24 protein-coding genes and 1 pseudogene are annotated in these 24,852 nt (G+C 68.1%); 13 read left to right on the top strand and 12 right to left on the bottom strand.

Features of this window, described 5'->3' with window-relative positions:
• The first annotated feature begins 57 nt into the window (after positions 1 to 57).
• The 3 genes from ABZ909_RS00530 (at position 58) to ABZ909_RS00520 (ending at position 4,552) form a co-directional block, all read left to right on the top strand.
• Positions 58 to 1,461, top strand: a complete 1,404-nt coding sequence (locus ABZ909_RS00530; RefSeq protein ID WP_356995455.1) for a lipase family protein — start codon at positions 58 to 60, stop codon at positions 1,459 to 1,461.
• A gap of 91 nt (positions 1,462 to 1,552) precedes the next feature.
• The gene (locus ABZ909_RS00525; protein ID WP_356995453.1) at positions 1,553 to 2,653 is read left to right on the top strand and encodes a hypothetical protein; all 1,101 of its coding nucleotides are present in this window, start codon (positions 1,553 to 1,555) and stop codon (positions 2,651 to 2,653) included.
• A gap of 246 nt (positions 2,654 to 2,899) precedes the next feature.
• A complete protein-coding gene (locus tag ABZ909_RS00520; protein WP_356995451.1) occupies positions 2,900 to 4,552 on the top strand; it encodes a cutinase family protein in 1,653 nt (550 codons plus the stop codon).
• An 87-nt stretch (positions 4,553 to 4,639) separates the two neighbouring features.
• Here ABZ909_RS00520 and ABZ909_RS00515 read toward each other — a convergent pair whose 3' ends face one another.
• Positions 4,640 to 5,596 carry an undecaprenyl-diphosphate phosphatase gene (locus tag ABZ909_RS00515; protein WP_356995888.1) on the bottom strand — a complete coding sequence of 319 codons (957 nt, stop codon included), beginning with the start codon at positions 5,594 to 5,596 and terminating at the stop codon, positions 4,640 to 4,642.
• A gap of 190 nt (positions 5,597 to 5,786) precedes the next feature.
• Here ABZ909_RS00515 and ABZ909_RS00510 point away from each other — a divergent pair, with 190 nt between their 5' ends.
• Positions 5,787 to 6,662 (top strand): alpha/beta hydrolase, encoded by an 876-nt coding sequence (locus ABZ909_RS00510; protein ID WP_356995449.1) that lies wholly within the window; start codon positions 5,787 to 5,789, stop codon positions 6,660 to 6,662.
• A gap of 53 nt (positions 6,663 to 6,715) precedes the next feature.
• A complete protein-coding gene (locus ABZ909_RS00505) occupies positions 6,716 to 6,979 on the top strand; it encodes a hypothetical protein (RefSeq protein ID WP_356995447.1) in 264 nt (87 codons plus the stop codon).
• 256 nt (positions 6,980 to 7,235) lie between these two features.
• Here ABZ909_RS00505 and ABZ909_RS00500 read toward each other — a convergent pair.
• Both ABZ909_RS00500 and ABZ909_RS00495 read right to left on the bottom strand, forming a co-directional pair.
• Positions 7,236 to 7,415, bottom strand: a pseudogene (locus tag ABZ909_RS00500) (helix-turn-helix domain-containing protein); the annotation flags it as partial.
• A gap of 234 nt (positions 7,416 to 7,649) precedes the next feature.
• Positions 7,650 to 8,732 carry a substrate-binding domain-containing protein gene (locus ABZ909_RS00495; RefSeq protein ID WP_356995445.1) on the bottom strand — a complete coding sequence of 361 codons (1,083 nt, stop codon included), beginning with the start codon at positions 8,730 to 8,732 and terminating at the stop codon, positions 7,650 to 7,652.
• A gap of 132 nt (positions 8,733 to 8,864) precedes the next feature.
• Here ABZ909_RS00495 and ABZ909_RS00490 point away from each other — a divergent pair, with 132 nt between their 5' ends.
• On the top strand, positions 8,865 to 9,518 hold the full coding sequence (locus ABZ909_RS00490) for a TetR family transcriptional regulator (protein WP_356995443.1): 654 nt from the start codon (positions 8,865 to 8,867) through the stop codon (positions 9,516 to 9,518).
• Between the two features lie 426 nt (positions 9,519 to 9,944).
• Here the strand turns inward: ABZ909_RS00490 and ABZ909_RS00485 are convergent, their stop codons facing one another.
• Positions 9,945 to 10,814: a C40 family peptidase gene (locus ABZ909_RS00485; RefSeq protein WP_356995441.1), complete on the bottom strand. Its 870-nt coding sequence runs from the start codon at positions 10,812 to 10,814 to the stop codon at positions 9,945 to 9,947.
• A gap of 299 nt (positions 10,815 to 11,113) precedes the next feature.
• Here ABZ909_RS00485 and ABZ909_RS00480 point away from each other — a divergent pair, with 299 nt between their 5' ends.
• Both ABZ909_RS00480 and ABZ909_RS00475 read left to right on the top strand, forming a co-directional pair.
• Positions 11,114 to 11,860 carry a ParA family protein gene (locus tag ABZ909_RS00480; RefSeq protein ID WP_356995439.1) on the top strand — a complete coding sequence of 249 codons (747 nt, stop codon included), beginning with the start codon at positions 11,114 to 11,116 and terminating at the stop codon, positions 11,858 to 11,860.
• Complete coding sequence (locus ABZ909_RS00475; RefSeq protein WP_356995437.1) at positions 11,860 to 12,933, top strand: hypothetical protein; 1,074 nt, start codon at positions 11,860 to 11,862, stop codon at positions 12,931 to 12,933. The genes ABZ909_RS00480 and ABZ909_RS00475 overlap by 1 nt, the downstream gene beginning before the upstream one ends.
• 186 nt (positions 12,934 to 13,119) lie before the next feature.
• Here ABZ909_RS00475 and glpR read toward each other — a convergent pair whose 3' ends face one another.
• From glpR to ABZ909_RS00455, 4 genes are all read right to left on the bottom strand, one after another.
• Positions 13,120 to 14,220 (bottom strand): gephyrin-like molybdotransferase receptor GlpR, encoded by a 1,101-nt coding sequence (gene glpR, locus ABZ909_RS00470; RefSeq protein WP_356995435.1) that lies wholly within the window; start codon positions 14,218 to 14,220, stop codon positions 13,120 to 13,122.
• A gap of 273 nt (positions 14,221 to 14,493) precedes the next feature.
• Complete coding sequence (locus ABZ909_RS00465) at positions 14,494 to 15,162, bottom strand: GNAT family protein (protein WP_356995434.1); 669 nt, start codon at positions 15,160 to 15,162, stop codon at positions 14,494 to 14,496.
• 82 nt (positions 15,163 to 15,244) lie between these two features.
• Positions 15,245 to 16,504 carry a gephyrin-like molybdotransferase Glp gene (gene glp, locus ABZ909_RS00460; RefSeq protein WP_356995432.1) on the bottom strand — a complete coding sequence of 420 codons (1,260 nt, stop codon included), beginning with the start codon at positions 16,502 to 16,504 and terminating at the stop codon, positions 15,245 to 15,247.
• 97 nt (positions 16,505 to 16,601) lie between these two features.
• Positions 16,602 to 17,564, bottom strand: coding sequence for a UTP--glucose-1-phosphate uridylyltransferase (locus ABZ909_RS00455; protein ID WP_356995431.1), 963 nt, complete (start codon positions 17,562 to 17,564; stop codon positions 16,602 to 16,604).
• Positions 17,565 to 17,763: 199 nt separating this feature from the next.
• On the opposite strand from ABZ909_RS00455, the gene ABZ909_RS00450 reads away from it, so the two are divergent.
• From ABZ909_RS00450 to mscL, 5 genes are all read left to right on the top strand, one after another.
• The gene (locus tag ABZ909_RS00450; RefSeq protein ID WP_356995429.1) at positions 17,764 to 19,419 is read left to right on the top strand and encodes a metallophosphoesterase family protein; all 1,656 of its coding nucleotides are present in this window, start codon (positions 17,764 to 17,766) and stop codon (positions 19,417 to 19,419) included.
• A 23-nt stretch (positions 19,420 to 19,442) separates the two neighbouring features.
• Positions 19,443 to 20,027 (top strand): 5-formyltetrahydrofolate cyclo-ligase, encoded by a 585-nt coding sequence (locus ABZ909_RS00445; RefSeq protein WP_356995427.1) that lies wholly within the window; start codon positions 19,443 to 19,445, stop codon positions 20,025 to 20,027.
• 70 nt (positions 20,028 to 20,097) lie between these two features.
• On the top strand, positions 20,098 to 20,403 hold the full coding sequence (locus tag ABZ909_RS00440; protein ID WP_356995425.1) for an FmdB family zinc ribbon protein: 306 nt from the start codon (positions 20,098 to 20,100) through the stop codon (positions 20,401 to 20,403).
• Positions 20,404 to 20,490: 87 nt separating this feature from the next.
• Positions 20,491 to 21,138 carry an SAF domain-containing protein gene (locus tag ABZ909_RS00435; RefSeq protein WP_356995423.1) on the top strand — a complete coding sequence of 216 codons (648 nt, stop codon included), beginning with the start codon at positions 20,491 to 20,493 and terminating at the stop codon, positions 21,136 to 21,138.
• 78 nt (positions 21,139 to 21,216) lie between these two features.
• Positions 21,217 to 21,615: a large conductance mechanosensitive channel protein MscL gene (gene mscL / locus ABZ909_RS00430; protein ID WP_356995421.1), complete on the top strand. Its 399-nt coding sequence runs from the start codon at positions 21,217 to 21,219 to the stop codon at positions 21,613 to 21,615.
• Between the two features lie 90 nt (positions 21,616 to 21,705).
• Here the strand turns inward: mscL and ABZ909_RS00425 are convergent, their stop codons facing one another.
• The 4 genes from ABZ909_RS00425 to ABZ909_RS00410 form a co-directional block, all read right to left on the bottom strand.
• The gene (locus ABZ909_RS00425) at positions 21,706 to 22,386 is read right to left on the bottom strand and encodes an MspA family porin (RefSeq protein ID WP_356995419.1); all 681 of its coding nucleotides are present in this window, start codon (positions 22,384 to 22,386) and stop codon (positions 21,706 to 21,708) included.
• Between the two features lie 63 nt (positions 22,387 to 22,449).
• Positions 22,450 to 23,127, bottom strand: a complete 678-nt coding sequence (locus tag ABZ909_RS00420) for an MspA family porin (protein ID WP_356995417.1) — start codon at positions 23,125 to 23,127, stop codon at positions 22,450 to 22,452.
• 301 nt (positions 23,128 to 23,428) lie between these two features.
• Positions 23,429 to 24,100 (bottom strand): MspA family porin, encoded by a 672-nt coding sequence (locus tag ABZ909_RS00415; protein WP_356995416.1) that lies wholly within the window; start codon positions 24,098 to 24,100, stop codon positions 23,429 to 23,431.
• A gap of 63 nt (positions 24,101 to 24,163) precedes the next feature.
• Positions 24,164 to 24,838: an MspA family porin gene (locus ABZ909_RS00410; RefSeq protein WP_356995415.1), complete on the bottom strand. Its 675-nt coding sequence runs from the start codon at positions 24,836 to 24,838 to the stop codon at positions 24,164 to 24,166.
• Positions 24,839 to 24,852: the final 14 nt, after the last annotated feature.

The following is a 24,852-nucleotide window of genomic DNA, read 5'->3' as shown; positions in this document are numbered from 1 at the left end:
CGCAATATTGAGACTATGCGGTCTCACAAGTGGGGATCAGGGTGAGGAAGTGGGTCGATGAAGACCAGGCGACTGACCGAGCGGTTACTGCGGCTCGGGACGGTGTCCATCAGTGCGCTGGTGGTGACGGGACTGACCGTGGGACCGGCGCCGGCCGATCCCGCCGCGCCCGTCCTGCCCTCGATTCAGCCGGCGCAGATCTTGCCGCTGCCACCGGAACTCGACCCGGGCTTCTACCAGCCACCCGCCGACGTGGTCGCAGCCGCCGCGCCCGGTGAGATCATCGCGGCCCGGCAGGTCAACCTCGCCAACCTCGGCCTCATCCCGCTCAATGTGGATGCCTGGCAGGTCTCCTACCGCTCCAACAACGGTCGCGACGAGGCGATCCCCGCGGTGGCCACCCTCATCAAGCCGCGCGGGGTCGCGCCGACGCCGCGCAAGCTGCTCTCGGTACAGATCGCAGAAGACTCGACCGCGGGCTACTGCAGTCCGTCCTATGCGCTGCAACATCTTTCGGCCGCGCCGTTCGTCGGGCAGATCGTCGCGCCCGCCGAGTTCCTGTTCGCGCAGGCCGCGCTGCAGAAGGGCGACGCGGTGGTGATCCCCGATCACGAGGGCCCGAATTCGGCCTATGCGGCGGGTCCGCTGGGCGGGCGCATCACCCTCGACGGCATTCGCGCGGCCACGTCCTTCGCACCCCTCGAGGTCGGCGCCGGCGCGCCGGTCGCCCTGTACGGCTATTCGGGTGGATCCATTCCCACCATGCATGCGGCCGAATTGCGCAAAACCTATGCGCCGGAACTGAATATCGTCGGTGCGGCGTCCGGTGGCACCGGCGCGGATCTGGGCACGGCCCTCCTCATGGCCAACAACCAGGCGACGGCGGGCCTGGTGCTCGGCGCGGTGCTGGGCCTGTCTCGCGAATATCCGGACTTCAACGCCCTGCTCGATCAGAAGCTCGATCCGCTCGGGCAGCTGCTGCGCGCAGTGAAGGCCCCGTTCTGTGTGCAGTACCAGACGGCGCTGCTGCCGTTCCTGAACATCACCGGCCTGATCAATTCGACCGACCCGCTGCAGGAACCGGCGGTACAGGCCATGCTCGAGGACACCCGCCTGGGCAAGAGCCTGCCCGATATGCCGCTGTTCATCTGGCACTCGCGCTGGGACGAGATCCTCCCGCTGCCCTCGACCAACCAGCTGGTCGACACCTATTGCCAGCATCCCGAGGCACAGGTGACCTATACCCGGGACTGGGCCAGCGAGCACATCATGGCCGAGGTCACCGGCGGCCCCGCCGCTCTCATGTGGCTGTTCGATCGACTGAACGGCGTTGCGGCGCAACCGGGTTGCGCCACCACCGACATGCCGTCCATGCTCGGCACACCCGGTGAGCTGCAGACCCTCGGCGACACCCTGGGAGAGACCCTCGCCTCCTTCTTCGGCAAGCCGATCGGAGCCTGACCGACGTCTGCAATGCGAGCCCAGTCCAGGCGTAGCAACGTGTCAGCTACCTTGGATTGGGCAGAAGAAATCGACTCCGTGGAGGGTGAGCATGCTGCATACAGATATCCCCACGCACGGCGAGATTCTGGCGCTGGCGTCGACCGCCGGACCGTGGTGCGTATCCGTCTACACCCCGACCGAGGCGGACACCCCGACCCCGGACAAGAACCGGCTGGTCTTCGAGAACCAGGCGAAAGAGGTGCTCGACCGGGTCACCGACAAGCAGGCCCGGATCGCGCTGACCGACGCGTTCGCCGACCTCGTCGACGACGAGGACTACTGGCGTTTCCAGTCCCGCACCCTCGCCGTGCACGCGACACCCGAGGGCATGCGCACCTACCGCCTGCCGAATCGGCTCGAACCCAGCGCCACCCTCGGCGACCGCTTCTACATCAAGCCGCTGCTCCGGGCGGTGACCTTCCCGCAAACCGCCTTCGTGCTGGCCCTGTCCGAGAACGCGGTGCGGCTGGTGGAGGTCGCGGCCGAGGGCCCGGCCGCGGAGGTGGCGGTCGCCGGACTCCCGACCGATCTGAACAAGTACCTGGATCTGCCGCCGCTGGGCCGCAGCCCGCACGGCCGCCTGCAGGGCAGCGAGGGCCGCAAGGTGCGGGTGCGGCAGTTCTGCCGGGCGGTGGACCAGGCACTGCGGCCGGTGCTGGCCGGCCACGACATTCCGCTCATCCTGGCCGCCGCCGAACCGACGGATTCGCTGTACCGGTCGGTCGACAGCTACCCGCTGCTGCTGGCCGAGGGCATCCCGGGCAATCCCGAGCACCTCTCCGACGGCGACCTGGCGACCCGCGCCCGGCAGCTGCTCGATCGGCACTACGCCGCCGAATTGGCCAATGTCCGAAGCGAATTCGAGAAGCGCCGCAGCGACGGCCGCGGCGTCATCGATCTCTCCGACATCGCCCGCGCCGCCACCTACGGCATCGTGCACACCCTCTTCGTCGATATCGACGCGTCGGTTCCCGGCGCCGTGACCGACGACGGTGCACTCACCGCGGCCACCGGTGACGGCGAGACCCCGGGCGTCCTCGACGAAATCTCCCGGCGCGTGCTCCTTTCCAATGGTCGTGTGCTGGCGGTCCGCGGCGACGACATTCCCGACGGCGCGCACGCGGCGGCCATCCTCCGCTACGCGCCCTAGCCCCACCCGGACACGCCGGGATCACACGGTCACCCGCACCCGACCGGTCCGCCGGAACCGGGCGCGGGTGACCGCGTTTGCGCTGCTCCAGCCCCCGCGCCGGGCCTGATCCAGGTCCTGGTGCGGTAACGACTCATTCGATCAAGTAACGTTCGGATCTCCTGTGGCGACGTCTCCGGTGATAAACGGCCCGGATGCGCACGGGGCCTGACAGTTCACTTGTCGGGGTGAGATGGGGATTCGGGCATGGATATTCGTGGCTTCATGAAGCGACATAGGATCGCGTCGGCCGTGGCAGCGCCGGCGACGCTGGGCGTAGCGGTGGCGGTAGCGGCCACGTTCGCGATCACATCGTCGCCGGACTCGAAGCAGGCCGATCCGGCGCTGAAGGCCTCGGTCACGGAGTGCCATGACATGGTGACCATCTCGGTGGCCGGGCGCAACGACTCGCCGCAGCAGGGCACCACGAAGATGCTGGTCGACGCCAATGGCAACGAGCTGCCCGCGGCCCTGTCGGACGACTACCAGAGCCACTGGGTGGATCCAGTGGTGAACGCGCCCGGCGGATCGGTCGACTCCAACTCGTACTGGGCCGTATACGTCTCCTATCCGGCGAACCTGAACAGCTACGAGGACGCCGTGAACACCGGTGTCGCCAATACCGAGCAGGTGATGCGCGACATCTCCGCGGCCTGCCCCAACACCAAGTACGCCATCGTGGGCTACAGCGAGGGCGCGGATGTCACGCGCCGCGTCGCCATGGACATCGGGCACCAGAGTGCGGGGGCGGACGGCAAGTACGGGATCGTCGATCCGGGCAATGTGGCCGGTGTCGTCATTCTCGCGGACTCGGGCCGGACGGCGGGCGAGGGCCCGTTCCCGGGCGCGAAGGACCCCAGCCATCCCGACAACTTCGACCAGAGCTATCAGACCGGCAAGGACGTCGCCGGCGGCCAGGGCGCGCTGCCGGACCACTCCGGTGATTTCGGCGCCTTGAACGGCCGGATCGCCTCCTTCTGCTCCGACGGCGACCTCACCTGCGCCGCGCCGAAGAACATCTCGCTGCTCCAACTGGCCATCAATGTCGGCCGCCAGATCAATGCCGACCAGATGCAGAGCGACGGCCTCACCCCCACCACGGGCATGGATGTGGCGGTGGTGCTGGGGAAGATCGCCGGTAACGCCTTCGCCGATATCGCGCACGACCCGGGCTGGTGGTCGAGCAAGGAGACCTTCCTCGACGTCCTGCTCAAGGTCTCGCAGCCGGGCTACAAACCGAATCAGGACAACCCGACCCCGGTGGCCGCGGATTCCATTCAGGCCGAGACCATGTCGCCGCTGGCGTACCTGCCGCAGAAGGTCTTCAACGAGGTCGTCGGTCTGATCACCACCAACCAGAACACCATCCCGGTGCTCCTGAACGACCCGTACAACCTGACCCTCGGCCCCAACGGCACCGGTCACCACTTCGACTACTGGCGAGATTCCAACCCGGACAACGGCAAGCCCCTGACCTCCGCGGACTACGCCGCCGCGTGGCTCACCGAGCTCGCCAAGGAGGCCCAGGCGGGCCAGCTGAACCCGAAGACGCTGACCTCGACCGCCACCACGGCCCCCAACGTGCTGGCCGCGGCACCGCAGAGCCTCACGTCCGGAACCACCACTCCCGCAACCGGTTCCACGACACCGGCCGCCGGTACCACCACCCCGGCCACGACGACGCCCGTCACCACGACGGCGACGCCGCCGACCACCACGGTCACCTCGGACGCGGCCACCCCGGCGACGACCACGCCGCCGGTCACGACCACCCCGCCGGTGACCACCACGACGGTTCCGGTCACCACCACTCCCCCGGTGACCACCACGACACCGCCGACCACCACTCCCACCCACTGACCCACCGACGAAACGAGCATGCGCTGGGCACACCCGGAAGGGTGACCCAGCGCATGCTCGTTTCCGAAGGAGCTCGCCGGTTCCGGCTCAGCGGATGGTGAACCAGACCAGGCTGCCGAGGCCCGCGACCAGGCAGTAGATGGCGAACGGGGTCAGGGTCTTGGTCTCGAAGTAGGCCGTGAGGAACTTGACCGAGATATAGGAGAGAACACCCGCGACCACACTGCCCGCGAAGGCCGGGCCGAGGATGGCGTGGTTCTCGTGCTTGAAGAGCTCCGGCATCTTCAGCACGCCCGCCGCCAGGATCACCGGCGTGGCCAGCAGGAAGGCGAAGCGGGCGGCATCCTCGTGGCGCATGCCCTTGAACAGGCCCGCGACAATGGTGCTGCCGGAGCGGCTGATTCCGGGGAAGAGGGCGGCGATCTGCGCGGCGCCGATCAGGGTGGCATCGCGCATGCTCAGCCGGGACAGCCGGACATCGGAGGCGCGGGCCGGGTCGGTCATGGGGAGCACGATGGTGTCCTCCATGGAGAGGTCACCGGTGCGGCCGGTGGGGCTGGCGAGCTGGAACTCGGGTTCGTGCTCACGCTTGCGCATGAGCTCGGCCGACAGCAGCACGAAGCCGTTGATCGCCAGGAAGATCGACGTCGGGATGGGCGTGCCGAGATAGTTGCGGACCGCCTTCTCCAGCAGCAGTCCGGCCAGGCCGACCGGAATCGTGGCGATCACCAGCAATACGCCCAATCTCGCTTCGGGCGTACGTATTTGGCGTGTCAGCACGACATCCCACAGCCCCTGAACGATGCGCACCCAGTCCCGCCAGAAGAAGATCACCAGGGCGAGCGCGGTGGCGACGTGCATGGCCACCAGCAGTGCCAGATACGGGGAGTCCTTGGCGGACATGCTCAGATCGTCGGCCCATTTACCGCCGACCCAGGCGGGCAGCAGGATGCTGTGGCCCAGGCTGGACACCGGGAAGAGCTCACTCACCCCCTGGAGCGCGCCGACGATGATCGATTCCAGGTAACTGATGGCCATTCGAATTCCTGTCGGGGGCGGTGCGGGGATCCGAACACCCCGGGCCGATACACGGGCATTGTGTGATCGCGCCGGGGCAGCTCGCTTGGCGAGGCTACTCGATGCGGTGTCCGCGTGCGCACACGTGGTGGATCGGCGGACGATGCGGCAGGATGAGAACGATCGGTATACCGGCGACTACCGGCGGGAGACGGAAATGCGAGCGGAACTCACGGAGTGGATGTCGCGGGGGAGCTACTTCGACTTCGGCAGGCATCGGATCTTCTACATCCGGGAGGGGAAGGGACCGACGCTGCTGTTGATCCACGGCTACCCCTTCAACTCCTACGACTGGCATCGCATCTGGCCGGACCTGACCGCCCACTACGACGTCATCGCGCCCGACATGCTCGGGATGGGCTTCTCCGACAAGCCCATTCGCCACCACTACAGCGTGCTCGAGCACGCCGATATGCACGAGGCCCTGCTGCGGCATCTCGGCATCGGCGAAACCCTGCTGCTGGCACACGATCTCGGCGTGAGCGTGGCGCAGGAGCTGCTGGCCCGCCGCCTCGACGGCACCGCGGCGGCCGACATCCGGGCCGTGGTGTTCCTCAACGGCGGGCTGTTCGTGGAGGCGTATCGCCCGCGCCTGGTGCAGAAACTGCTGGGCACCCCGCTCGGTCATCTGGTCGGTCCGCTCATGACCGGCGGGGTCATCGCGCCCGCGGTGCGCGAGGTGTTCGGCCCGGACACCAAACCCACCGACGACGAGATGCGGACGCTGCAGGAGGTGCTGCGCTACGGCAACGGCCGCTTCGTCAATCATCTGGTCGGTCGCTTCGTGGCCGAGCGCACCACCTACCGCGACCGCTGGGTCGAACCGCTGCTGCGCAAGGAGATTCCGATGCGACTGATCAACGGCCCGCTCGACCCGAACTCCGGTGCGCACATGGTGGCCCGCTACCGCGAACTGGTGGCCGACCCGGATGTGGTGAGCCTGGACCGGATCGGGCACTGGCCGCAGCTCGAAGACCCCGCCGGGGTATTCGATGCGGCGCACGCATTCCTGCGCGCGGCGAATTCGGCCTAGACGCAATCCATTTGCGCGACGCGGAGCCCGGCTGCGTGGAATACTTCCGCGATATGCAGTACAGGGGATTCGACAATCCCGACGCCGGCGAGGATCCCGAGTTAGCTCAGGCCCGCATCTTCCTGGACGAATTGGAAAGGCATGTAGTCAAACTGACCCGGCGATTGCAGACCGCGCCCACCCCCGAAGCCCGGCAGTCGATCAGTGCCGAACTCTCCACGGTGCGCCGGTATGTGGATCGCATTCACCGCAGATTCCCGGGAATTGCCGTCGCGAATCCATTTCGCGGCTCACCCCCCGGAGCGCCCGCGCTCTAGACCGGCCGCCGAGCCGGGTTCGATCGCGGCTCGACGAGCAGGCCTCGATTGCGGATCACCCGGCCAGGTGTGCGCGCCAGGCGTACAGGCGGGCCAGCACCGCCGATGCCATGCGCGGCATGCCGGACCGGGCGAACAGCGCCGCGAACTGGGCACTGAAATCGTCCAGCAGCGCCGCATTGCGGCCGTATTCGTCGACGGCAGCGGACCTTTCGCGGGGCCGGGGCCGGGGTGCGCGACGGCGTGAGCCCACCGCGGTGGCGGCCTGCGCCAGATCGGCGCGATAGCGGCCGGGCCCGCCATTGCGGGTCACCTCGCGGCTCACGGTGGACGTCGGCCGTTCGAGGCGGCGGGCGATCTCGGCATAGCCGAGTCCATGGGCCAGCCCCGCGGCGATGAGACGGCGATCCTCCTGGCTGAGTCTTCCTCCGGGCATCGGAGCGGCTCCTTCATCAGATGCCGCCGAGGCGGCGCGACTCACCCCATTGCAACACACGGCCTGCGGAACCGGCCTGGGATACGGTTGCGCCGAGACGCGAATTCCCTTGTCACACAGTCATTATCCGGGTCACGACGGCAGTCCCGCATTGCCATCCGTGTGAACGCAACGTAGCGTCCGCCCGCATTCGAACGAGCCCCCGGGGGCGAACGGCGGACGAGGACAGCCGATTCAGCGCCCGGTCAGATCGGCGATCACGCTGAAGTCCATGACATCCGCCCCCGCCAGGTACACCGGCTGCGTCGTGTGCGCCCCACGCACCCGCACCTCACCGCGCGGACCCCCGTAACTCACCCGCGCCGCCCCGCGCTCGATGACCCGCACATCCAGACTGCGTGCCGCCTCCGCCAGCGAGGCGAACAGCAGCAGGCCCTCGTAGCAGGATTCGCCGATATTGTTCAGCGCCGGGGACAGCTGCCCGAAGCGGGCCAGGTAGCGGCCGCCGAACGCCATGCCCTCGCGCGACACCAGACTCTCGAAATAGCCACAGGCCGTGAACAATCCGCGCGCGCTGTCCGGACCGCCCGCGTACAGCACGTCCTCACCGATCATCATGCTCAGCCGCAGCCGCCCGTCGTCCAGCCCCGCCGCCGCGAACGCCCGATTGAAGGCCGCGCAGTCCGCGCCCACCATGAACACCAGTACTCCCTGCGCGGGCGAGCGCCGGATCAGGTTCAGGGCGGCGGTGAAATCGCGGCCGCCCAGCGGGAGGAACACCTCGCCGACCACCTCGATATCGGTGCCGAGCGCGAATTCCCAAGTGGCCATGGCAGTTTCACGCGGCCACACGTAGTCGTTGCCGACGATGCACCAGCGTCGCACCCCCAGTTCGGAGCGGAACCAGCGCAGCGCGGGGAACAGCTGCTGGTCGGGCGTCTCCCCCACCATGTAGACGCCGTCGGAATCCTCGCCGCCCTCGTAGAAAGTGGTGTAGACGTAGGGCACCCGCCCCGCGGTGTGCGGCGTGATCACCTTGCGGGCATTGGACAGGTGCCAGCCGACCACCCCGTCGATCATGCCCCGGCTCACCATCCGGTCGATCTGCGCAGCCAGCACCGGCAGCGGCGCACCGGCGTCCACCGTGTGCAGCCGGACCGGCCGGCCCAGAATGCCGCCGACGGCATTGATGTCTTCCACGGCGAGCGTCGCACAGGCCTCACAGGACGGCCCGAAGATGCCCGCGGGACCGCTCAGCGGCACCACCAGCGCGAGGTCCACCGTGGCCCGGCGCGACCGGAAATCCCGTCGCGTCATCGATCATCACCACCGTCATCTCTGCCTGCGTCCGCCCGGTACGGAGCGGTACATGCCGAAGGGGCACGATAGTACCGTTTCGCGGCGAACCGGCGAATCGCTACAGCCGGGCCCGGCCCTATAGTGACCCCGGTGAACAGTCCTGACGCGCGCGAGCTGATCCTGCTCGCCGGTGAGCGCACCATCGCCGAACGCGGACCGGACGTGGCCCTGCGCGATATCGCGGTGGCGGCGGGACAGCGCAACAACTCCGCGGTGCACTACCACTTCGGTTCCCGGGACGGGCTCATCGCGGCCATCATCGAACGGCATCAACCGGCACTGGAATCCCGGCGCACCGCACTGCTGGCCGAACACGAGGCCACCGGCGCACCGGACAGCGTGGCCGCGCTGGTCGCCATTCTGGTGCGGCCCATGTTCGACGTGCCCTACGCCGAGGGGTCGACGCACTACGCGCGATTCCTCGAGCAGGCGCGCGCACATCCCGCCGTGACCGGGCCGAACCTGCACGAGAAACGCTGGGCCGCAACACGAGTCCTGGTGGCGCGGCTCTACCGCGCCATGCCCGAACTCACGCCGGCGCAACGCCGGTACCGGCTGCAGGCCATGACCACCGTCATGTTCGCCCTGCTCGCCGACTACGAGCGCCAGGACCTGCCCACCGCGGCCGAGCGGGCCGATGCCCGGGACAGCATCATCGCCATGATCGTCGGGCTGCTGACCGAACCGGTCGGTCAGGGCGCGGCGGTCCGGGCGTCCGGTTCGAAGCCGCCGGGGATCTCGTAAACCATCCCACATGCCCACCAACATGAACGCCATAGCCGAATGACTACGCCACACGAACTTTCGGCCCGGGAGCCGCCCCGGCGACGTCATCGTCGACTTCACCCGGGACGGGCATCCCGTCCTCGATGCGGCCCGCACGCCCACGTACTTCACGACCGGCGGACCGGCCGCGGCCCTCAACGCTCCGCCGGAACCGCTATGGGCCTGGGACCCTGGGCTTTTCGTGAGCGGGCAGCGGCTGCCCGATTCCGATCGCCCACTGTTGCGTGGCTCCGTGCTCTTCCTCTGATGCGATGATCCTGCCGCCCTGACTCCCGAGCAGATCGTCGCTCCGCTACGCACCCGGCTACCGATCATGGCCCAGCAATTGTGGGCGGGCACCAGCCGGACTTCCTCGGCCGCGCGTCCGCGGTCGGCTGGTCCTGATCAGAAGCGTCTGGCTCCGGCCATCGGCATGGTGGTCAGTGGTGAGATCTTCACGCCGGAACCGTAATCGCTGGCGTGGATGACGTTTCCGTCACCGAGGTACAGCGCCGAATGGCTGCCGCCGTAATAGGAGACCAGATCACCCGGCTGCAGATCGTCGACCGACACCGGCGTTCCGGCGGCCAGCTGCGAATAGCTGGTGCGCGGCACTTCGACTCCGGCCTCCCGATACGACCACTGCACCAAACCCGAGCAGTCGAAGGAGTCCGGGCCATCACCGCCCGTGCTGTAGCTCGCGCCGAGCTTGGTGCGGGCCGCCTCGACGGCACGTTCGCCGACGGTCTTCTTCGGCATGGCAGCGGGCACCGGTATCGGGGCCGCCGCGGGATCGGTCACGCCCGGAATTCCGACCAGCGGGGGCAGGATGCTGGGCACCGCGAAGGTGCCGAGACCGGCCACCACCACCAAGCGGGATTCCGGAGCCGGGCTCACGGGGTGCAGCAGCTCGGGCAAAAGCGACTGGACCGGAATCTGATCCGGCACGGGGTCGGCCGGAGGGACAATGATATGTCCCGGAATCCCGACCATGCGCGAGGCATCCGGCTCGTCGACGGCGAAGGTCTCGCCGACCGCGGGCTGCGGCGCGATATCCACACTCGGCACCGAAGCGAGGCCGAACTGGGTAGCGATCTCGGTGGGAATCTCGATCTCCCCGATACCGGGAACCGAGACCGGCGCCGCCTGCGCCTGGCCCGCTGTGAACAGCAGGGCTGCTCCGACGGCTGCCGCGCCGAGGACTCCTGTCACCAGGGTCCGCTGGCTCAGGCGCGGTAGAACTCGAACCTTCTGTCTATCACCGTTGGTTTCCATGAGCGGTCGTCCTCCGATCAAGCCGTGAAAGCTATTCGGTATCCGTCCATCACACTCGAACTCTTCGGTCCTGCAGCCGATCCGAGAGTGCATATTTCGCCGGAAGTGCAGAGGGTGCAACGAGTGACATGCGTGTTATCGATAACAAAACAGTAAACATTGACGATTGGGTCCAATTGGACACAGCCGATTTTCATCGAATTCGACGACATCGCGCGAGCCTTCACAGGCCTGGACGCGCGACCGTGTGAGACTGATCGACGGAAAAACAGCCCTCCCCATCATCAGGAGGATGATCGATGACCAAATCCGGTGCGCTGCCGAATCTTCCCGAACCCCTGGTTGTCACACTGGGGAATCTCAAAGGCGGCGTCGGTAAAACGACCTCTGCCTTCTTCCTCGCCTCGTATTTCGCTACGGTGCACGAACTTCGGGTGCTCGTGATCGACGCCGACCCGCTCAGCCAGACCGGTTATTCCTGGTATCGGCGGCTACAGCGGGCCGAGGTCGGTATTCCCTTCGAATTGCTCGCCTTCCCGTCCCGGCACGTGAACGACTGCATCACCGACAATTCCGCAAACTACGACGTGATCCTCGTCGACGCCGGCGGCGAATCGGCCGACATCTTCAAGGCCGCCGTCCCGGTCAGCGATGAGCTCGTTCTCGTCACCAGCGTCAGCCCGTCGGAGGTCAAACGCGTGCCCAGTACCTATCGCGCCGCGGAAGAGGCGGCCGCCGAATACGAAAAGGCCATCCGGGTACGGGTGCTCATGACCAAGGTGCCGGTCACCATGAAGAACGGCGTCAATGTCTCCACCGAATACCGCACACAGCGCGGCAATCTGCAGGACGCCGGATACGACGTATTCGAATCCTATGTGAGCGCCTGGAAATGGTACCGCGAAGCCGCCGACGGTGAGGTCGGCGACGGCGCCGAGAATCCGATCGAAGACCTCGGCGAATACCGCGCCGTCGGTGACGAATTGATCCGACCCTATCTGGAGGCCGCGCAGTCCGCTCGCATTCCGGTGGAGGTGTCGGCCTGATGCCGCCCCAGCGCCGCAAGAGTTCCATCGGCGGGGGCCTGGGCCGCAACCCGCTCGCCGACGAGGCCGAGCACACTCCCCCGGTCTCGCCGCTGCGCGACGCCAAATGGCCGCGCACCCCGAAGCTGTCCCAGGCCGCGACCACGGTGCTCATGGCACCGGCCAAACCCGCTCCGCCGGACGCGGACTCGGCGATATCCGCACCCGAACCCGAGCAGTCGAGACCGGCTCGGGCGACGGCCGCACCAGCGCCGGGAAAGCCCGAACCTGTGGCGCCGGCGCCCGAGCCCGCAGCGACCGTACCCGAACCGGTTGCCGCCCCGGCCGCTTCGGGACCGTCCGAACCGGCGCCGGCCCGGACGGTCACCCCGGCGGAGATCGAGCCCGTGCCCAGCGTGCTCGATCTCCCGCTGCCCAGTGCGGGTGGTGAGGGACCGCTCAGCCGGACCGAATTCGATCAGCTCGAGCTCTGCGAGTCCTCCATCGACGCGCTGCGGGTGGCCTTCTGGACCGCCGGGCGCGCCCTGCAGATCGTGCGCGACGGGCGGCTCTACCGCGCCGATCACGCCACCTTCGACGAGTACGTCGAGAAGCGGTGGGACATGCAGCGGTCCTACGCGCACAAGCTGATCCGGGCCTGGCCGCTGGCCGCCCGGCTGCACCCGCTCGCGCCCGCCATCAACGAGGGACAGATTCGCGAGCTGCTGCCGGTGGCCGCGGCCCACGGAGAGGATGCGGCGGTCACCATCTACACCACGCTGGCCGCCGACGTGAAGGTCACCGCGGGCAAACTGCGCGAAGCGGTCGCGGTGCTGCCCGACGACTACGACGAGGGCACGGTGGTGCAGCGGCTGCGGGCGTGGCTGCGCGGCGACCTCGTCGAGGAGCAGACGCAGACGCCCGACCTGTTCAGCTCGGCGGAGTCACGGCTCGCCGCGCTCACCCAGAAGGTGGTCAAGGGCTCCACCGACCATCCGGTCGCGGCCCGCGAATTCGCGGCCAAACTGCGGACGCTGGCCGAACTCATCGAGCGCCAGATTCCGGTTGCCGGGCGAATACCCGACCCCGAATAGCGTTTCTCCGTATCGCCGAAAAGGCCCGGCCGAGTGCCGGGCCTTTTCGATGTCCACGATCGAACCGTGGATTCTATAGGAATAGAGTCTTTCTGAAATAGAAATAACCTATTAACGTGGACTTTGCCCGCACAGCGAGAGGGCTCCCCGATCTCTCGGGGAGCCCTCGCACTGTGTCCGGTAGGTCTACTCGCCCACCGCGCGGCGTTCGCGGGCGCCGGCGGCGCGCTGGCGGGTGGCGCGGGCGGCCGCGGCGTCGAACAGCTCCAGGTGCTCGAACAGCGGGTCCTCGTCATCGGATTCGACCAGGACCGCCCGGCGCAGCTGGGTGCGGGTCTGCTCGCGATCCGGGCGCGGGCGTTCGCGGCGGCGCGACTCCTCCTCGCCCTCGCCGTCCTCGGCGAGCTTGCGGGCCAGGCGGGCAGCGCGGCGGCGGCGGATGTCCTCCTCGATGCGGACCTGTCTGCGTAGGTAACCCAGGTATGCCACCAGGACCGTGCCGGACAGGGCGCACAGCCACCACAGCACCGCCGAGACGGCGAGACCGGCGGCGGCCAGGATCAGGGTGGCCAGCGCCAGGCCCAGCACCGCGCGTTGGCGGAAGGTGTAGCGGGCCGCCCGGGCGGCGGCGTCGGCCTCGGGATCGAAGCCGCCGCGGCCGCGGCGGGACGGCACGAAATCCGGGTCCTCGTCCTCGGATTCGGGCTCCGGTTCCGGGGCCGGATCGGGCTCGCGCAGCGCGGGGGTGCGGGCGCGCTGGGGCGCCTCCTGCCGTTCTTCGCGCTCGGCCTTGCGGTCGGCGTCGTCTGCCACTGCCCCATCGTTCTCGGATTCATCCGCGGCCGTGGCGGTTTCGACGACCGTCTCGGACTCGGCGGGCTCGGACTCGGATTCGGCCGCGATATCCGCCGCTTCGACGACGTCGGCCGAATCCCCTTCGGGCTCGGGCGCTTCGGCCGGCGGCGTCTGCGCTTCGGCGATGGGCGCAGCCTCGGTGTCGACTTCCTTCTCGTCCGATGCAGCGGCGTCGTCCGATCTGGTCATCCGATCCTCCGGATCCTCGCTCGGGTGAAGCTTCCTGCGAACCGGCACGTAGTCCGGGTCGGTGTCATGTCCGGTCGCCGGACCTTTCCTGGTGCGCTGTTCGGCACCACCGCGATGCAGGACCCGCGTGGAGAGCGCGGCGTCGGTGTGCTGCCGGATACGGGGATGACGGTTGGCCAGCATCGGAAACAGGACGAAGACCCAGAGCACCACCAAACCGATCCACAAGATCGAATTCGGCATTGCTGTCACACCTCCGTCCCGCCCAGCTCATAGTCCCTTCGACGTGCACCGCAACGCCTACCGGTGGGAGAACAGACGTGCCACCGACGTCCGTAGGTTAATTCCACACCGAGGTTATTCCCCACAGGCGCGCCGACCACACAAGTAACACTAGTAACAGCCAACCCCTCGGTCGTTCTCCGGGTCCGGCCCCGGAAACCCGATTTCGAGGGGCAATTCTGGTGAGGCGCAGGCAGCGGCGGCAATCGGGCCGCCGAAATACACAGCGAGTTATCAGGCTCTGGCGGCGCGTCCGGCGCGAATCAGCCTGTCCACCACCGTCCCTGAGACCTCTTCGACCGTCATGCCGACCAGCAGGTGATCGCGCCAGGCCCCGTCGACATCCAGATAGCGCTCCAGCAGGCCCTCCTCGCGGAAGCCGACATTGCGCAGAACCGCCTGGCTGGCAAGGTTTTCCGGCCGCACCGTGGCCTCCACCCGATGCAGGCCCACCTCACCGAAGCAGTGGTCCAGCCCCAGCGCCAGCGCACCGGTGGCCACGCCCTGCCCGCTCAGCTCGCTCGACACCCAGTAGCCGATCCACGCCGAACGCAATGCGCCGCGCACGATATTGCCCACGGTGAGCTGCCCGCTGAACACGCCGTCGACCTCGATGACGAACGGGATCATGGCGCCGCGCCGGGCCTCGGCCTTCAGCGCCGACCACAATGCGGGCCAGTTGCTCGAGTGGTTGCGCGCCTCCCACGGGCCACGACCGGTCGGCTCCCACTTCTCCAGATAGTCCCTGTCCCGGATGCGAATCCGGCTCCAGGCGGAGGCATCACGCAAACGGATCGGACGCAGGGTGACGAGGCCCGCGGCGACCCGCACCGGCCCCAGATGCGCCGGCCAGCCCGGATGCTGGGCGGTCCGGAAGACATTCACGCTGTGCCCATTCGACATGCCCGGGGGCCCTCCATGGTTACGCTCGCAAGCACAGGGTGGTGGAGCGGCGACTCCGGGCCCTGACCGATCATGTCGGGCCTCACCCTCGCTGCGCAAGAAACGCGACCTGCACCTCGTCACCGGTGCGCACCTCGGTCACCTCGGGATCTATCACGATGAGGCTGTTGGCCTCCGCCATGGTCGCCAGCAGATGCGAGGACGCGCCGTTCGGGCCGCCCAGCGGCTGCACCAGGTAGTCGCCGGTCTGCTCGTCGCGCATGAGCTGCGCGCGCAGGTACCCGCGCCGGCCCGGAATCGAGGCGATCGGCAGGATGGTGCGCGCCCGCACCATCCGCCGCATGGGATGGCGGCGGCCCAGCGCGATCCGGATGAGCGGACGCACCATGACCTCGAAAACCACCAGCGCGCCAACCGGATTCGACGGCAGCAGGAAGGTCGGCACCTCGTCGCGGCCCAGCAGGCCGAAACCCTGCACCGAGCCCGGGTGCATGCCCACCCGGGTGATCTCCAGCTCGCCCAGGCCCTCGAGGGCCTCGCGCACCTGTTCCGACGCCCAGCCGCCGACCGCGCCCGCGATCACGACAACCTCGGAGCGAACCAGCTGGCCCTCCACCACATCTCGCAGCCGCTTGGGATCGGCGCTCACGATGCCGACCCGGTTCACGTCCGCGCCCGCGTCGCGCGCGGCGGCGGCCAGCGCGTAGGAGTTCACGTCGTAGACCTGACCCGGACCGGGGGTGCGGTCGATGTCGACCAGCTCGCCGCCGACCGACAGCACCGACAGCCGCGGCCGCGGATGCACCAGCACCTTGTCCTTGCCCACCGCGGCCAGCAGACCCACCTGGGCCGGGCCGATGATGGTGCCGGCGCGCACGGCCAGATCACCGGGCTGCACATCGTCGCCGATGCGACGCACGTAGTCACCGGAGCGCACCGACTCGTAGACCTTCACCCGAGCCCGGCCGCCGTCGGTGTTCTCCAGCGGCAGCACGGCATCGGCGAGGGTGGGCAGCGGCGCGCCGGTGTCCACGCGCACGGTCTGGCGCGGCTGCAGCCGGATCGGCTGACGCGAGCCCGCGACCACCTCACCCACCACCGGCAGGCTCAGGTGCACCGAATTACCGTCCTCGTCACGGATATTCGCGCCCGCGCCGGCCACATCCACACTGCGTACGGCGTATCCGTCGATGGCGGCCTGATCGAAGCCCGGCAGTGGACGCTCGGTCACCACGTCCTCGGCGCACAGCAGTCCCTGGGCCTCGCTGATCGCGACCCGGACCGGCCGCGGGGCCACGGCCGCAGCGGTCACCTTGATCTGCTGATCCTCAACCGAGCGCATGCCGCCCTTCCGTTGTCTCGCCCGCCGCCGTCGACGTGTCGCCCGCCGGACCGCCCACGCGACCCCGGCGTCTGTCCTTCACTTCTGTCCGTTGCGGCTATTCGTACGAGGTCAGCTGGGGATTCCAGCCGGACCCGAGTCGCTGCTCGAGCCACTCCCGCAGGGCGGGACCGTATTCCTCGCGTTCCAGAGCGAAATCGACCGCTGCTCGAAGATAACCGCCCGGGTTCCCCAGATCGTGTCGCGACCCACGATGCACCACGACGTGTACGGGGTGACCCTCGGCGATCAGCAGCGCGATGGCGTCGGTCAGTTGCAGCTCACCACCCGCGCCGGGGGTGATGCGGCGCAGCGCGTCGAAGATGGCGCGGTCCAACAGGTATCGCCCGGCCGCGGCGAAGGTGGAAGGGGCGTCGGCGATGGCGGGCTTCTCCACCATGCCGTTGACCTTGAGCACGTCCTGCGGGCGGCCCGGCAGCTCCTCGACGTCGAAAACGCCGTAGGCACTGACCTCTTCCTTCGGCACGTCGATGGCGCACAGCACCGAGCCGCCGTAGGTGCCGCGCACCTCGGCCATCAGCTCGAGCACGCCGCCGGGGAGCACCAGGTCGTCGGGCAGCAGCACGGCGATGGCGGACTCGTCCGCGTCGAGCACCGATTCCGCCTGTGCCACCGCGTGACCCAGGCCCAGCGGCTCCTCCTGCACCACCGAGGTCACGTCCAGCAGCGCGGGCGCCTTGCGCACCTTCTCGAGCAGATGGAACTTGCCGCGCTCGGCCAGGGTGCTCTCCAGCACCAGATCCTCGACGAAATGTGCGACCACACCGTCTTTTCCGGGCGAGGTCACGATCACCAGCCGATTGGCGCCGGACTCCGCGGCCTCGGCGGCGACCAATTCGATGCCCGGGGTGTCGACCACCGGCAGCAGCTCCTTGGGCACCGTCTTGGTCGCGGGCAGGAACCTCGTGCCGAGCCCCGCCGCGGGAACCACCGCGGTACGGAAGCACGACTCGGCTGCGCCGCCGTTCGACGACTCGGCTCCGCCGCCATTAGCTGTCATGAATTCACCCTATCCATCCGTCACACGCCCGAAACCGGCCCGGGGCCGCCTCGATATCCCCGAGAGCCTAAGGGGCGAGAGCGTCGAGAGCCCACCGAACGCCGGACCGGAGCGGAACTGGCAGACCGACCTGTTCATTTCATTTCATATTCGCCGCACTGTGACCTCTCACGTACCCAAAGGTTGTTAGCTGACACCCATGACCGACCGTGAGGATTCCCACAGCCCCGATTCGACCTCGGACAACCCAGCCGGATCCGCCGCGAACTCGCCCGACGCCGCGCGCGGGCTGAGCCGCCGCCGGCTGTTCGGGGCGTCCGCGGTGGCCGGCCTGGCCGGGCTCGCGGTCGGCGCCGGCGGAGCGGTCGCACTGCGCGGCAGCGCATCGAACGCCGAGGCGTGGCCGCGCTCGGCCGAACTGGTGACCACCCCCGACCGCGCGGCCGCGCCCCGGGTCGCGGGACTGCACCTGCAATTCGGATCCGACGCCACCCGCGAGGTCGTGGTCAGCTGGCACACCACCGGATCGGTCACCAAGCCCACCGTGCGCTACGGCACCGCCGACGCCGGCTTCGGCACGAGCGTGCAGGCCGAGACCCGGACCTACCGGGATGCCAAGTCCGGCATCGAGATTCAGGCCCACCACGCCCGGATCACCGGCCTGTCCCCCGACACCGACTACGTGTACGCCGCCGGGCACGACGGCGCGCCGCCCGAACTCGGCACCATCCGCACCGCGCCCGCGGGCCGCGCCAAGTTCCGGTTCACCAGCTTCGGCGACCAGGGCACCCCCACCGTCGGCAAGATCGTCGACGGCAAGGCCCTCAACGACAACCTCGGCTCCCAGTACGCCGGCGACGTCACCTCGGCGGTGGAATCGCTGGCCCCGCTGTTCAACCTGGTCAACGGCGACCTCTGCTACGCCAATATCGCCACCGACCGCATCCGCACCTGGAACGACTGGTGGGCCAACAACTCTCGCTCCGCCCGCTACCGGCCCTGGATGCCCGCGCCCGGCAACCACGAGAACGAGCTCGGCAACGGACCCATCGGATACCAGGCGTTCCAGACCTATTTCACCGTCCCGGACGCCGGCAGCGAGGACCACGCCAAGGGCCTCTGGTACTCGTTCACCGTCGGCGGCGTGCGGGTGATCGCGGTCGCCAATGACGACATCTGCCTGCAGGACGCCGGCAACTCCTACGTCAGGGGGTACTCGGGCGGCGCCCAGAAGCGCTGGTTGGAGAGCGAACTGGCCCGAGCCCGCGCCGACAAGGGCATCGACTGGGTGGTGGTGTTCATGCACCAGGTCGCCATCTCCTCGGCCGACAAGTTCAACGGCGCGGACCTGGGCATCCGGCAGGACTGGCTGCCGCTGTTCGACAAATACCAGGTCGACCTGGTGCTGTGCGGGCACGAACACCATTACGAGCGTTCGCATCCAGTGCGCGGGGTGACCGGGTCCGAGACACTGACCCCCAGGCCCGCCGACACCCGCAAGGACGTCGTCGACACCAGCAAGGGCACCGTGCACCTGGTGATCGGCGGCGGTGGCACCTCCGCGCCGTCGAATCAGCTGTTCTTCCCGGGCGACAAGTGCCGGGTCATCACCGCGGTCGGCGAGGTGGATCCGGCCACCGGCAAGAAGGCGCCGGTGTACGTCCTCGAGGACGCGCCCTGGTCGGCCTTCAAGGACGCCGAACACCCTTACGGTTTCTGCGCTTTCGACGTGGACCCGGGCCAGCCGGGCGGCCACACCACCATCACCGGCACCTACTACGCCCTCACCGGGCCGACCAGCGATCTGAAGGCCGTCGACACCTTCACCCTCACCCGGCCGCGCTCGGACCGCTGAACCACCCGTCCTAGGGTGGAAGCGTGACCGACGAGCGGGACAAGCGCGCCTGGCGCGAGGAGATCCTCGCGCGCCGCAAGGCGCTGCCCGCCGCCGACCGGGAGCGCGAGGCGGCGGCTCTGGCCACGGCGGCCGGGGCGCTCGCCGACGCGGAGTGGGTGTGCGCCTACGTGCCCGTCGGCGGGGAGCCCGGCTCACTCGCCATGCTCGACACACTCCGGGCCGCCGGAGCGCGGGTGCTGCTGCCGGTCACCGGCGAACCCGGGCCGCTGGAATGGGCCGAGTACACCGGGCCGGAGGGGCTGCGACGCGGGCGCTTCGGACTCCGGGAACCCGAAGGCGCGCCGGTCGCGAATGGGATCGCGAAGGCCGCCGCGATTCTGGTTCCGGCATTGGCGGTGGACCGGCGCGGGGTTCGATTGGGCCGCGGGGCCGGTTATTACGATCGAAGTCTGAGCGCATGCCGCACCGACGCGCGATTGATCGCGGTGGTCCGCGACGACGAACTCGTCGACCGTTTGCCGGAGGAGTCGCACGACCACCGAATGGGGTGGGCACTGACCCCGTTCGGGGGGCTGCGGCGGCTCGAAGATCGGATCGGGAATTGATACCCGATTGGCAGCGTTGGCACTGCCAGCTGTAGAGTGCTAATTCGACGAAGAGCGTGGAGGTTTCCCGATGCCTACTTACTCGTATGCATGCACCGAGTGCGACAACAAGTTCGACATCGTGCAGTCCTTCTCCGATGACGCACTGACCACCTGCGACCGGTGCAACGGCAAGCTCCGCAAGCTGTTCAACTCGGTCGGCATCGTCTTCAAGGGCAGCGGGTTCTACCGCACCGACAGCCGCAACGGATCGACCTCCTCCGAGCCGGCCAAGTCCTCGTCCACCTCCTCGGACAGCAGCAGCTCCAGCTCCACGGCGTCGAGCTCCTCGACCTCGACCTCGTCGACCAGCAGCTCCAGCACCTCCGCCGCCTGATCCGAGTTTCTCCACAGGCTTTTCGTTATCCACAGCCCGGGTTCCGCCCGGGCCTGTCGGTACCGGGGCGACCGTACGCTGCCCCGCATGACGCGACCGTATCGAGCCATCCTGCAGGAATTCCGTAGCCGCCTGATCTGGGCGGACTCGGTGCTACTGCGTCGGGCCGGGGCGGTCGCGCTGCTCGTTCTGGCCGGGTTTCTGGCCGTGCGCGCCGACCCCGCGGCCGGACACACCCCGGTCCTGGTCGCCACCCGGGATCTGCCACCCGGACAGGTGCTGAGCGACGGCGATGTGCGGGTCGCGGCGCGGGAGACGGCGACCCTGCCCGCCGGCGCCGTGCGGGAGGCCGCACGGCTACGCGGGGCCACCCTGGCGGGCGCGCTGGCGGCTGGTGAGATCGTCACCGAGGTCCGGGTGGTCGGGCCGCGGCTGGCGGCGGTGGCGGCGCAATCCGCCGATGCGCGCATCGTCCCGATTCGCCTGGCGGACAATGCCGTTGCCGAAATCCTGCGAGCCGGGGACCGGGTGGACGTGGTGGCGGGTGAGGACTCGGGCGGGGGCGGGCGTCCCGCGCGGCTGCTCGCCGCCGACGCGGCCGTGGTGCTGGTATCGGGAACGGAGAACTCGCGCGGGCGCACCGATCGGATCGTGCTGGTGGCATTGGATTCCCGGCGGGCCGCCGCGGTGGCCGCGGCCTCACTGCGCACGGCACTCACCGTCGTGTTCCACTGAACCGGCCCACGGGTGAACTAGCATCCCGTATACCCCTATTACTCTGCGTTCGATCCCTCAGGTAGAGGAGCTTCCGCAATGCTCAAGGGTTTCAAGGATTTTCTGATGCGCGGCAATGTCATCGACCTGGCGGTGGCCGTGGTCATGGGTACCGCCTTCGTCGCCATCGTCACCGCGTTCAGCGACGGCATCATCACGCCGCTGCTCGCCGTGTTCGGCGGCAACAGCCAGCTCGGCCTGGGCTTCCAGCTGGTGGCCGACAAGCCGGCGACCTATGTGGCCGTCGGACCGATCATCACCGCGGCCATCAACTTCGTGATCATCGCGGCACTGCTCTACTTCGTCATCGTGCTCCCGTACAGCAGGGCCAAGAAGCTGTGGGGCACCGCGGAGAACCCGGTCACCGACACCGAACTGCTGACCGAGATCCGGGACCTGCTCGCCGCGCGCAGCACCGGGGGCAAGCACGAGATCTGAAGGGGGACACAGCAATATCGAAGCGGAAATACGACGAACGGGCTCGGCGCGAAAAGCGCCGAGCCCGTTGCCATTACCAGCTGACGGGTTTTACCCCAGGCTGAAGGGCTGGCCCCACAGGGTGACCCAGCTGATGACGTTGTCGGTCTCGACCTCGACGCTCACGAAGGAGCGCGCCTGGGCGTAACCGGCACAGCCGTTCAGGCCGATGGTCTCGTCCGACCAGGTCACCGAACCGTCGGTGCCACTGAACTTGTTGCGGGTCTTGTGGGCTTCCTTGCCGTAGTCGTCCGGCATTTCCTCGTCGAGGACGTAGAACGACTTGGCCTGACCCGGACCCAGGGTCAGGTTGGCGCCGGAGTTGACGCCGGCCTGCGGGGTGACATTGCCGGAGTTGTCCCAGCTGGCACCGCCGGTCGCACCACCGTTGACGTTGCCGCCATCGATGGTGACCTGGCAACCCACGACGTAACCCGGGAAGATCTTCCCGCCGGTCGCGGTGGTGTCGCCATCGATGTGGACCTGCGCCGAGGCCGAGACCCAGGCGTTGCGGTGCACGGGGGTGGCACCCATCGACGGGCTGATGTTGGCGGACTCGCCGACCAGCTTCACCGTGACAACGGTGCCGTCGGACAGCGTCTGGGTGATTTCGCCGCCCGGCAGCGGCACGAAGGTGTCGGCGTTGGCCGCACCGGTGGAAAAAAGGCCAAGGGCAGCGGTGGCGACGGCACCGACACCGGCCACCCGCGCCGCGGTCTTACGGATGTTCATTTCTGGTTGTCCCTCAAAGGTTGAATTCGCTTACGCGAGAAAGGAGTTGGCGGGCGGGGACCACTAGCCGATGCTGAACGGCTGGCCGTAGAGAGTGGTCTTCGAGTAGTTGTCGCCGATGACCTCGACGACCGTGTACGCACGCGCCTGGGCGTAACCCGCGCAACCCTGGATCTGGATCTCGGCATCCCGGTACTCCACGGAGTAGGTGCCCGACTTCGGCACGTCCTTGGAGTCGATCTGCACGAATGCCACCTGGCCGGGGCCGAGGTTGACACCGATCGATCCGCCGACACCCGCGCTGTTGAGGCTCACGTTGCCGGAGATACCCGCCGAGATCGCGTCCTCGCCGATGGAGATCTGGCAGCCGACGATGTAGCCGGTGTTGATCTGCGACGTTCCATGCGTGGACGAATTGTTCGAGCCGGGGCCGCCGACCGGGCCGTTGTTCGGGCCGACGGTGCCGTCCGGCGTATCGATCACCGCGGAGGCGACGCCGCTCACCCACACCACACGGCCGGCACCGTTGGCTGAGAGTGACGGCGACACGATGGCGTGCTCGCCCGTCCGGGTAATGGTGACGGTGCCCGCCGGGTTCACCTTCTGGCCGTCCGGCAACGGCACGAAGGTGTCAGCGTTAGCGGCACCAGTGGAAAAAAGGCCGATGGCCACGGCCGCAGCCGCGCCGACGCCCGCAAAGCGGGCCGCGGTGCGCACACCGTGGGTGCGGTTCTCGCTCATACTTCCCCTCATCAGGTTTCAAGCAGTTCAACCTCGACCACCGAGGTTGAAAAGGGACCCTTCCGAATCCCCGGTTGAGTTTGTCGCCACATTGTTGCCGCCGTGTTACTGGCCACAAATTCTTTTGGCGTAGCGACGCAGGGCACTTTACATCACAGGAGTGGTCTCTGAGACGTGAGCGAACAGGATCGCTCACTCGCCAACACAAACCCGCAGGTATGTCGAGAAAATAGCGGATAGCAAAAGGGGCCCGGTGCGATATGCACCGGGCCCCTTGGGATTCCGCTGGAGGGAAACTGACTCAGCCGAGACTGAAGGGCTGACCCCACAGCGTGTAGGCGGTGATGACGTTGGCGGTCTCGATCTGGACCGCGACGAACGAGCGGGCCTGGGCGTAGCCGGCGCAGCCGCTCAGGTTGATGGTCTCGTCGGACCACGTCACCGAGCCGGAGTTGCCCCGGAACTTGTTGCGCACGTAGTGCGCCTCCTGGCCGTAGTCGTCCGGCGCTTCCTCATCGAGCAGGTAGAACGCCTTCGACTGGCCGGGACCCAGGGTCAGGTTGCCGCCGACATTGGCGCCGGCGGTCGGGCTGGAACCGTTGTAGTTGGCGCCCACGCTGGGACCGCCGTTGGCCCCGCCACCGGCGATATTGACCTGGCAGCCGACCACGTAACCGGGCACGATCTTGCCGCCGACATCGCCGTTGGTGCCGGACAGCTGCACCTGCGCGCTGCCGGAGACCCAGGCATTGCGGTGCAGCGGGGTGGCGCCCATGGAGGGGTTGATGTTTGCGGACTCGCCGGTCATGGTGATGGTCACGACGGTGCCGTCGTCCATGGTCTCGGTGATCGAGCCGCCCGGCAGCGGCACGAAGGTGTCGGCATTGGCGGCGCCGGTCGAGAACAGGCCCAGGGCGGCGGTGGCGACAACGCCGACGCCGGCGGCCCGCGCCAAGGTCTTGCGAACGTTCATAATGAAATCCCTCTAGGGTCGAATTCGCTTACGCGAGAAATGAATCGGGTGGTCGACCACACGTCAGCCGAGGCTGAACGGCTGCCCGTAGAGGGTGGTCTTCGAGTAGTTGTCGCCGATGATCTCGACCACGGTGTAGGCGCGCGCCTGGGCATAGCCCGCGCAGCCCTGCACGTCGACCGGCACATCCTGGTAGTCGATCGAGTAGGTACCCGGCTTCAGGATGTCCTTGGAATTGACCTGAACGAAGGTGACCTGACCGGGGCCGAGGTTCAGACCGATGGAGCCGCCCGCGTTCGCGCCGGTCAGGCTCACGCCACCGGAGACGCCGGCGGAGACCGCGCTGTCGGAGATGTTCACCTGGCAGCCGATGAGGTAGCCGGTGTTGATCTGCGACGCACCGTGGGTGGATGAGTTGTCGGAGCCCGGGCCGTTCTTGGGTCCGTTGTTCGGGCCGACGGTGCCGTCCGGGGTGGCGGTGACGTCGGCGACGGCCTTACCCGAGAGCCAGGCGGTACGGCCCGCGCCGTTCGCCGACAGCGACGGCGAGATGACGGCGTGCTCGCCGGTGCGAGTGACGGTAACGCCGGGTCCGACCTTCTGACCGTCCGGCAACGGCACGAAGGTGTCGGCGTTGGCGGCGCCGGTCGACAGGAGGCCGAAGGCCACGGAAGCCGCCGCGGCAACACCTGCGACACGTGCCGCGCGACGCAGACCGGCGGTCCGGTTCTCACTCATAGTTCCCTCATCAG

This window comes from Nocardia sp. NPDC046763, from assembly GCF_040645495.1.
GTDB lineage: Bacteria > Actinomycetota > Actinomycetes > Mycobacteriales > Mycobacteriaceae > Nocardia.
The sequence above is the reverse complement of the archived record's forward strand: the minus strand, read 5'-3'. Positions and strand labels throughout refer to the sequence as shown.